Origin of the sequence: Mycobacterium sp., assembly GCF_035603715.1 — a bacterium.
Classification (GTDB): domain Bacteria; phylum Actinomycetota; class Actinomycetes; order Mycobacteriales; family Mycobacteriaceae; genus Mycobacterium.
On the sequence record NZ_DATNJW010000076.1, the window covers coordinates 1 to 6346 of the forward strand.

General features: G+C 68.2%; 6 protein-coding genes. 3 read left to right on the forward strand and 3 right to left on the reverse strand.

From position 1 onward, the window contains the following. A partial coding sequence (locus VN856_RS03095) for a hypothetical protein (protein WP_325686039.1) occupies nucleotides 1–589 on the forward strand: 589 nt, incomplete at its 5' end. Nucleotides 590–627: 38 nt separating this feature from the next. Here VN856_RS03095 and nadC read toward each other — a convergent pair. From nadC to nadA, 3 genes are read right to left on the reverse strand one after another with little or no spacing between them, the layout of a single operon-like run. Then, complete coding sequence (gene nadC / locus VN856_RS03100) at nucleotides 628–1485, reverse strand: carboxylating nicotinate-nucleotide diphosphorylase (protein ID WP_325686041.1); 858 nt, start codon at nucleotides 1483–1485, stop codon at nucleotides 628–630. Further along, complete coding sequence (locus VN856_RS03105; protein ID WP_325686043.1) at nucleotides 1485–3071, reverse strand: L-aspartate oxidase; 1587 nt, start codon at nucleotides 3069–3071, stop codon at nucleotides 1485–1487. The genes nadC and VN856_RS03105 overlap by 1 nt, the downstream gene beginning before the upstream one ends. Next, on the reverse strand, nucleotides 3068–4141 hold the full coding sequence (gene nadA / locus VN856_RS03110) for a quinolinate synthase NadA (protein WP_325686045.1): 1074 nt from the start codon (nucleotides 4139–4141) through the stop codon (nucleotides 3068–3070). The genes VN856_RS03105 and nadA overlap by 4 nt, the downstream gene beginning before the upstream one ends. A gap of 50 nt (nucleotides 4142–4191) precedes the next feature. Between nadA and VN856_RS03115 the strand changes: the two genes are divergently transcribed. Then, nucleotides 4192–4902 carry an NUDIX hydrolase gene (locus VN856_RS03115; protein ID WP_325686047.1) on the forward strand — a complete coding sequence of 237 codons (711 nt, stop codon included), beginning with the start codon at nucleotides 4192–4194 and terminating at the stop codon, nucleotides 4900–4902. Between the two features lie 62 nt (nucleotides 4903–4964). Beyond that, the coding region (locus VN856_RS03120) for a lipase family protein (RefSeq protein WP_325686049.1) at nucleotides 4965–6346 on the forward strand (1382 nt) is incomplete at its 3' end.

A 6346-nucleotide genomic window follows, 5' to 3' on the forward strand; every position in this document is an offset into this window, starting at 1 on the left:
CGTCGACGAGTGGCAGGACGTCGATCGGTGGGATCGCGACGAGCAGGCGGTGGCGGCCTGTTGGGCGTTCGAGCATGACTACATCGGAGTCCAGGTCGCGGGCACCATCCACAACGAGGTGCGCACCGACGGCCCACTCGAATTCCCGCCCGCCGGGTCAGGGACGAGACGCGCGCCGAAAGCCGTGGCCCAACACGAGGCCAGCGGCGGTGGCCGATCGGTCCCGCAACATCAACGGGTTTCGGCCCGGGCATCACGCGGCGACGCGACGGAACGCACCGAGCAGCGCACCGCGGGGCCGTTGCGTCGCACGCGCATTCGCCGCACCCGCCACGAGATCACCTCGGTGGGAGCGCTGATCGCCGCCGAGGCGGTGGATATGACCGGTTGGCCAACCATCTATCCGACCTACGCCCCGCATTGCCGTGACTGCGAATTCAGGGCACCCTGTTCGGCCATCAGCGCAGGATCGGACGCGGAACCGTTGCTGCAGGCCGATTTTCGGCGAGTGCCCGACGATGTGAGCAAACCGAGACTGGGCCAGTCGACGTGGGGTTTCGGCCGCGGCGCCGCACCGCCGCGGTGGTGATCGCCGCGGCTGGGCACGCTTGGCTACGGCGCTTCGCCCTAGACGTCGAGGCCGATGTCGAGCACCCGCACCGAATGGGTGAGCGCCCCGACGGCGAGGTAGTCCACTCCGGTCCCGGCGTAGTCCGCAGCGGTATCGAGTGAAAGACCGCCCGAGGACTCGAGTTTGGTTGTCGGTGACCGAGTATCGCGGCGCTGCACCGCAATCTGGGTCTGCCAAACCGGAAAGTTGTCCAGCAACACCAGTTCGGCACCCTCGGCCAGGATCTCGTCGAGCTGCTCGAGCGAGTCGACTTCCACCTCGCACGGCAGGTCGGGCGCGGCGGCCCGCACCGCGCGCAGCGCCGCGACCACCGAGCCGGCGGCCGCGACATGGTTGTCCTTGATCAGCGCCGCGTCACCTAGCCCGAGCCGATGGTTGACGCCACCACCGACCCGGATCGCGTACTTCTGCAAAGCACGTAGACCGGGCAATGTCTTACGGGTGTCGCGGATTTTCGTTTTGGTGCCGTCCACCGCATCCACCCAGGCCGCGGTGGCGGTGGCGATCCCGGACAGGTGGCAGACCATGTTCAGCAGTGTGCGCTCGGCGGTCAACAGGCCGTGCATCCGCGCGTCCACCGTCAACGCCGACGCACCCGGCTGCAGTCGGGCCCCGTCCTCGACGCGATTGACGATCCGGTAACCGTCGCGGCCGAGCACCTCGTCGAGCACCAGGATGGCGATGTCGACCCCGGCGATCACGCCGGGCTCGCGGGTGATCAACGACGCCGTCGTCACCGCGCCTTCGGGCACGGTCGCCGCTGTCGTGATGTCCGGGCCGTAACGCAGGTCCTCGTCGAGCGCGCGGGCAATCGTGGCACGAGCCTCGACGAGCTCCTCGTCAGAGAGCCCCATCAGCAGACCGCCGCCAGCTCCTCGACCTGCGCGCCGCAATCGTCGATGAGTCGGACGACCAGGCTGCGTGCCGGCCCGGCAGCAGCATCGGGGTATTCGGCCCGGTGGTGACAACCGCGGCTCTCCTCACGGGCCAGCGCGGCGGTCGCCACCGCGCGAGCCGCGACGGTCAGTGCCGCGTCCTCGAAGCCGGCCCGGGTGGTGACGGCGCTCAGCGAGGCTTCCGACAGCGTTCCGATCAATCGCTGCAGGCCATCAGCGTCGCGAACCACCGAGGCATCGCGAGTCATCGCCCGCTGCAGGTCACCGCGGGCCAGCGCCCCACAGCCGGCCGGCTCCCCTGCCGTCGCGCGAACGCGTCCCAGCAGCGCCGCGTGCTCGGCGGCGGCCCGGCCCGCCCGGCCTCCGACCACCAGACCCTCGAGCAGGCTGTTGGACGCCAAGCGGTTGGCGCCGTGCATCCCGGTGCGGCCAACCTCGCCTGCGGCGAACAGCCCCGGCAGCTCGGTGCGACCGTGGACATCGGTCACCACGCCCCCACAGCTGTAATGCGCACCCGGGGCCACCGGGATGGGTTGGCGCACCGGGTCGATACCGGCTGCCCGGCAGGCAGCGGCGACGGTCGGGAAGCGGCGCCCGAAATCATCGATACCGCGGGCGTCGAGGTAGACGCACTCGTCGCCGATCGCGCGCAACCGGGCGTCGATAGCGCCGGCCACCACATCGCGTGGCGCCAGATCGCCCATCGGATGCACACCCGCAGTCACCGAATTGCCTTGGCTGTCAACCAAAGCCGCACCCTCGCCGCGAATCGCTTCAGTGACCAGCGGTCGGCGACCGCCTTCGCGGCCGTCGTACAGCATCGTCGGGTGGAACTGAATGAACTCGATGTCGCTCACCGCGACCCCGGCCCATAGTGCCAGCGCGATGCCGTCGCCGGTTGAGCCTTTTGGGTTGGTCGTCGCGCCGTAGAGCTGGCCGAGTCCGCCGGTGGCCAGGATCACCGACGGCGCGTGAATGATGCCGATGCTCCGCCGATCGGCCACCAGCACGCCGGTCACGGCATCGGTTCCCGAGGCCGTGTCGTGCAGCAGCCGTAGCGCGGCGTGTTTGGTCCGGATATCCAGCGTGGTCGCCGCATGGTCGAGAGCCCGTTGCACCTCGGCTCCGGTGGCGTCGCCGCCGGCGTGCACGATACGTCGCCGCGAGTGTCCGCCTTCGCGGCTGAGCGCCCAACCGCCGACCGCGGCCTGATCGAATTGCGCCCCGTCGCTGACCAATTCGGTGACAGCCCGGAAGCCGTCAGCAACGATTGACGTCACCGCATCGGGATCGCACAGCCCGGCGCCGGCCGCCAGGGTGTCGGAGACGTGCGCGTCGACTGAGTCGTCGGTGTCGGGCAGCACCACGGCAATCCCGCCCTGGGCGTAATGAGTCGCCGTCGCACCGGGCTTGCGGCCGGCCTTGCTGAGCACGACCACCCGCCGGCCGGCGCGGTGCGCGGCCAGACCCGCGGCCAGACCACCGACGCCGGTGCCGATCACAACGACGTCGGCACTCTCCTGCCAGGCCGGGTGAATGCTCATTCGCCGCCGCCCGGTTGGCCGATCGCGATCATCCGCTGCACGCTTTGGCGCGCCCGCTGCGCGGTCTGGGCGTCGACGTGAACTTCGTCGGCGCCCTCGACCAGGCAACGCAGCAGCGCGGCGGGCGTGATCATCTTCATGTACTTGCACGACGCACGATCGTTGACCGCGCGGAAGTCGACCTCCGGCGCGGCGTTGCGCAGCTGATACAGCATCCCGACCTCGGTGGCGACCAGGACCTGGCGAGCCCGGGTGGCACGCGCCGCGTCCAGCATGCCGCCGGTCGACAGGATCTTCACCCGGTCGTCCGGAAACGCGCCCTCGCCGGCCAGATACAGCGCTGAGGTCGCGCAACCGCATTCCGGGTGCACGAACAACTCCGCATCGGGGTGCTTGCGGGCCTGATCGGCGAGCTCGTCACCGTTGATCCCGGCGTGCACATGGCACTCGCCGGCCCACACGTGGACGTTGTCGCGGCCCGTCATCCGACGGACGTGCGCCCCGAGGAACTGATCGGGACAGAACAGCACCTCACGGTCGGCGTCGATGGATTCCACGACGTCGACGGCGTTGGATGACGTGCAGCAGATGTCGGTGAGCGCCTTCACCGCGGCGGTGGTGTTGACGTAGGAGACGACGACCGCGCCTGGGTGTTCGTCCTTCCAGGCCTGCAGGTCTTCGGGTGTGATCGAGTCGGCCAGCGAGCATCCGGCCCGCTGATCCGGGATGAGCACGGTCTTGTTCGGGCTGAGAATCTTCGCGGTCTCCGCCATGAAGTGCACGCCGCAGAACACGATGGTGTCTTCGGGCGCCTCGGCCGCGACCCTGGACAGCGCCAGCGAGTCACCCACGTGGTCGGCGACATCCTGAATAGCCGGCAGCTGATAGTTGTGCGCCAGGATCGTGGCGTTCCGCAGGTCGGCCAGCCGACGAATCTCGGCAGCCCATCGCTCGTCACCCTCGACGCCACCGAAACCATTGGGGGAGTTGGTGATTCTCGCAGCCAGATCGTTTGCCACGTCAGTATCCAGTCCGTTTGACCGTACGTCGGTGCAATTCACGACTGCCATAGTCGATCCTTTCGCCTCCCGGCAAGGGTTTTCGACTTATAATCGAAAACATGGTCAATGGTAGCACTGCGCACGAAGTGCTCGCCGTCGTATTCCAGGTTCGCGGGCTCGGACCAGGCCCGAAGACGCAGAAACCCGAGCTCAGCGTGCTGCTCTGGCAACGCGCCCAGGATCCCGAACGTGGTGCGTGGTCGTTGCCCGGGGGCCAGCTGCGCCACGACGAGGACATGGGGACGTCGGTGCGCCGCCAGCTGGCCGAAAAGGTTGATCTGCGGGAAGTCGCGCACCTGGAGCAGCTCGCGGTGTTCTCTGAGCCCGACCGGCTGCCCGGTACCCGCACAATCGCGTCGACGTTCCTGGGCCTGGTTCCCTCCCCCGCCATCCCGGAGCTGCCATCCGACACCCGTTGGCATCCCGTCACCGCGTTACCGCCGATGGCGTTCGACCATGGCCCCATGGTCGCTCACGCGCGAACCCGCCTGGTCGCCAAGATGTCCTATACCAACATCGGATTCGCCTTGGCTCCAACCGAATTCGCCATGTCGACGCTGCGCGACATCTACAGCGCGACCTTGGGTCATCAGGTGGATACCACCAACCTGCAGCGCGTGCTGGCCCGCCGCGGCGTGATCACCCCAACCGGCACCGTCGCGCACTCCGGCCGCAGCGGTGGTCGGCCGGCGGCGTTGTACCGCTTCACCGACTCCCAGTTACGTGTCACCGACGAATTCGCCGCGCTACGCCCGCCCGGCTCAGCGTGACGTGGGCGACTCGCCGGCGGGCCGACTGGATTCTTAATGCCTTCTTAAGCAACAATGCCCCGATGGACATTGGCAACCTTGCGAGCGCTGTCGAAACCGGTGCCGAGTGGATCGGTCGGGCGCCCCATGAGGAGTTGCAGGCCAAGGCCCGCCCGGTGCTGCCGACGAAGGACCCGTTCTACGAGCCACCGCCCGGTTATCAGCACGCCGCCCCCGGGACGGTGCTGCGTTCGCGCGATGTGGAGCTGGCATTTCTCGGCCTGATCCCGCAGCGGACGATGGCCACCCAACTGCTCTACCGGACGACCGACATGAACGGCCGTCCGGAGGCGACGGCAACGACGGTGATCGTGCCCGCCGACGTCTCGCCCGACCGGCCCTGCCCGGTGTTGTCGTACCAGTGCGCGATCGACGCCGTGTCGTCCCGCTGTTTTCCGTCCTACGCGTTGCGGCGACGCGCGCTGGCCATCGGTTCGCTGGCTCAGCTGGAATATCTGCTGATCGCCGCCGCCCTGGCTGAAGGCTGGGCGGTGTCGATACCCGATCACGAGGGCCGCACCGGAATGTGGGGCGCGCCCTTCGAGCCGGGCTACTTCATTCTCGACGGGGTTCGGGCGGCGCTGAATGCCGAGCGACTCGGGCTGGCCTCGTCGGCGCCGGTGGCGCTGTGGGGCTACTCGGGTGGCGGGCTGGCGACGGCATGGGCCGCCGAGCTGTGCGCCGACTACGCGCCCGAGCTGGACATCGTCGGCGCCGTGCTCGGATCACCGGTCGGCGATCTCGGCCACACCTTCAGCCGGCTCAACGGCACCTATCTGTCCGGCCTGCCGGCCATGGTGATCGCCGCGCTGATGCACGTCTACCCCGACTTGGACCGGGTCATCCAGGAGCACGCCAGCGATGAGGGCCGCGCCCTGCTGCAGCGGCTGGAGAGCATGACCACAGTCGGCGCGGTGCTCCGGATGGTCAAGAAGGACGTCGGCGTGTACCTCGACCGGCCACTCGAGGAAGTCCTGACCATGCCCGAGGTGCAGCATGTCTTCGACAGCATCAGGCTGGGCGCCAAGGTGCCCACGCCGCCGGTGCTGATCGTGCAAGCCGTGCACGACTATCTGATCGACGTCGAAGACATCGACCGGTTGGCCGACGCCTACTCTGCGGGCGGAGCCGACGTCACCTATCACCGCGATGCGTTCAACGAACACCTGTTGCTGCATCCGCTGTCGGCGCCGATGGCGCTGCGCTGGCTGCAGGACCGGTATGCACGCCGACCTTTGAACGATCACTTGATCCGAACGAAATGGCCGACGATGTTCAACCCGGCGACCTACGTCGGAATGGCGCGGCTCGCCGTGATCGCGGCGGGCGCAGCGATCGGCGTCGGTTTGCTTCTTGCGCACTTACGTTATGGCACACCAAATTTCGCTGCCGCGCCAGTCAGTCA